At 62.0% G+C, this 287-nt stretch carries 1 protein-coding gene; it reads right to left on the reverse strand.

The annotated features are described in order from the left end of the window. Nucleotides 1–287, reverse strand: a 287-nt coding sequence (locus AAEZ05_RS28195) for a DUF1120 domain-containing protein (protein ID WP_350649853.1), incomplete at both ends; no start/stop codon positions are given.

A 287-nucleotide genomic window follows, 5' to 3' on the forward strand; every position in this document is an offset into this window, starting at 1 on the left:
ATCGGAAACAGCGTCGTGCCGGACGACCTGAGGTCCCTGAGAGTGACCGAATAGCCACCGGTACGCCGGGCGCCCACCATACCCAAACCATAGTTCTGTGCTTCGGTGAAGCCCGCGCCGAGGATGCCCGTCACCTTGCTGCCCGCTTGCAAATCGGTAAACGTGAGCCCGAACCTGGCAGGCGTGGTGCCGCAATTGATCACCAGCGAAGTGGTCCTCTCTTCGCGCGGGTTGAATGCCGTGCGGGACAACTCACCCGAGCGAATCGTGCCGTAGTCGATGATGCC

Source organism: Pseudomonas sp. HY13-MNA-CIBAN-0226, from assembly GCF_040310305.1.
Classification (GTDB): domain Bacteria; phylum Pseudomonadota; class Gammaproteobacteria; order Pseudomonadales; family Pseudomonadaceae; genus Aquipseudomonas; species Aquipseudomonas gregormendelii.